This is a genomic window from Halorubrum tibetense (genome assembly GCF_042661865.1).
GTDB classification, from domain to species: Archaea; Halobacteriota; Halobacteria; order Halobacteriales; family Haloferacaceae; genus Halorubrum; species Halorubrum tibetense.
Genome location: NZ_JBHSWW010000494.1, coordinates 1 through 1059 on the forward strand (window position 1 = coordinate 1; position 1059 = coordinate 1059).

Here is a 1059-nt window from a genome sequence, read left to right on the forward strand (position 1 = left end):
GTGGACAAGTTCTTAGTTCAGCTACAAGTTCAACTTGACGATAAGCGGGTGCACTTGGCGGTATCTGACACGGCGCGCGAGTGGCTTGCCGTGAATGGTTACGATGAGAAAATGGGTGCCCGCCCAATGGCACGTCTTATTCAGGAAAAAATTAAAAAGCCGTTGGCTGAAATGGTTCTTTTCGGGGAGCTGGCCGATGGCGGTGGTACTGTGATGGTCGATGTCGAAGACGATGAATTGATCGTGAGTACCGAACATGAAACTGAAGCGGCTATGACGTAGCCGTAGTCAAGCTGCGGTGGATTAGGGCGGATCTGATAGCAAGCCATTTTCGGGCTTAAATATCAAATACCTAGCCACTGCGGCCTTGATAAGGCCATTTTACGAGCCTGAACTTTTGTAACCTTTGTTAAGTTTTTGTTTGTTAGCGTCTGTATGTGTCTTCGTCTGTGGTTGGGGCTGATTTTTTTTCAGCAAGGCATTGGCTAGCTGTTGAATTCTACTATCCAAAACTTGGAGTTGAAGTAGGCCTTCATGGCTCCTGTCGCAATCTGTCATTGCCTTTTTAGTTGAGCCGGATATTGGCATTTCGCGAATCAACCGATCTCTAATTACAACTAATGAGCTTACGGTTTCCAGCTCGCCTGCTTCGAGTGCTTGGATCAGTTGGTTCGAGGCTTCTATCGCGTCGTCTATTATTGTGCTTTTCATGAGTAGGTCGACTCGCTTTCTATTTTTGCAGTTGCTGTTAGCTTAGCGTCTTTCACTTTCGATGAAAGAAAAAAGAACATTTGTTGGTTGTTATTAGTGCGGCAAACTCTTGCCGAATTCTACTGTCAGGCGAGTCAGAAAATTGCCGCTCCACTGCTTCCCTTCGGGCCAACCTAGCTCCCCCAGTTTTTTTTACTGTAAATACAATGGGTTACACTTGTTTTTAAAAGTTGGCATGAGCGTTGCTCTAATCCTCTTGAGTTCTATGTGGCTAGTCGAAACCGGAGTTTTGGCCAGCTGATTTGGCAAAATACTCTAGGGTAGAGGAGAAGCAACATGCCATTAGTC

Annotated in this window: 1 pseudogene; it reads left to right on the top strand. The window is 45.9% G+C overall.

Annotated features, from left to right (window positions below):
- Window positions 1-282: pseudogene (locus tag ACFQEU_RS16465) on the top strand (hypothetical protein); the annotation flags it as partial.
- Window positions 283-1059 lie beyond the last annotated feature (777 nt).